A 1,023-nucleotide genomic window follows, 5' to 3' on the forward strand; every position below is an offset into this window, starting at 1 on the left:
TAACCTGTTTTTTTTACGCGATAAATATTATTTATCATCTCCTTTAAAAATACATATTAGACACGATCATTAATAGGTGATAAGATGAATGTATGAAATAATAAAGGAGGAATGAATATGTGCAGAACCATAGTAGGAGTATCCGCTAATCTCTGTCCGGTTGATCCGGAAGGGAAGAACCTTCATTCCTCCGTTTCCAGCCAGTTTGCAGAAGGGATTCGTCAAGCAGGCGGACTTCCAATGGTTATTCCGATGGGAGATATTTCCTTAGTCAAGGATTATGTTGAAACCATTGATAAATTGATCTTGAGTGGGGGCCAAAATGTGGACCCGAGTCTTTATGGTGAAGAAAAAACTATCGAGAGCGACGATTACAACATCAAACGCGATCAATTCGAATTAGCACTATTGAAAGAAGCGATTCGCCAAAACAAACCGGTTCTTGGAATTTGCCGTGGGGTTCAGTTGATCAATGTGGCATTTGGGGGGACACTCAACCAAGAAATTGAGGGGCACTGGCAAGGTCTCCCATTTGGGACTTCCCACTCCATCCAGACTAAAAAAGGTAGTGTGGTGGAGCAACTCTTTGGTCAGGCTAGTCAGATCAATTCAGTTCACCGTCAAAGTATTAAGGATCTCGCACCAAATTTCCGTGCGACCGCCTTTGATCCGCGCGATCATACCATCGAAGCCATTGAAGCTGTAGATGGCCATCGCATTATAGGCTTGCAGTGGCACCCAGAATACTTGGTTAATGAAGAAAAAGGGAATTTAGAACTTTTTAAATACTTATTACAGGAATTATAAAAAAAGAGGTTGAAGTCAGGTCAACCTCTTTTTTAGTGCATATAGGATATTTTACTCCATGTTTTCCTGACTCTTGTCGTGTGTGCTAACAGGCAAAAGACTAAAGATAGTGAGCTTTCCCAATGTATGTGTGAAAGAATGAGATAGGATATGTCCTGATTCACGATAGGCGATAGATAAAGATAACTACTGTTTATCCTATAAAAAAACAGGCTT

1 protein-coding gene is annotated in these 1,023 nt (G+C 40.6%); it reads left to right on the plus strand.

Features of this window, described 5'->3' with window-relative positions:
* Nucleotides 1-117: 117 nt before the first annotated feature.
* Nucleotides 118-807 carry a gamma-glutamyl-gamma-aminobutyrate hydrolase family protein gene (locus QM830_RS10885; RefSeq protein ID WP_414327019.1) on the plus strand — a complete coding sequence of 230 codons (690 nt, stop codon included), beginning with the start codon at nt 118-120 and terminating at the stop codon, nt 805-807.
* Nucleotides 808-1,023: the final 216 nt, after the last annotated feature.

Origin of the sequence: Streptococcus sp. OMI750 (genome assembly GCF_047463895.1) — a bacterium.
Lineage (GTDB): Bacteria > Bacillota > Bacilli > Lactobacillales > Streptococcaceae > Streptococcus.

Bases quoted from the DNA above. Each gene is read 5' to 3' on its own strand.
- QM830_RS10885 (WP_414327019.1), top strand. From the start codon at position 118: ATGTGCAGAACCATAGTAGGAGTATCCGCTAATCTCTGTCCGGTTGAT.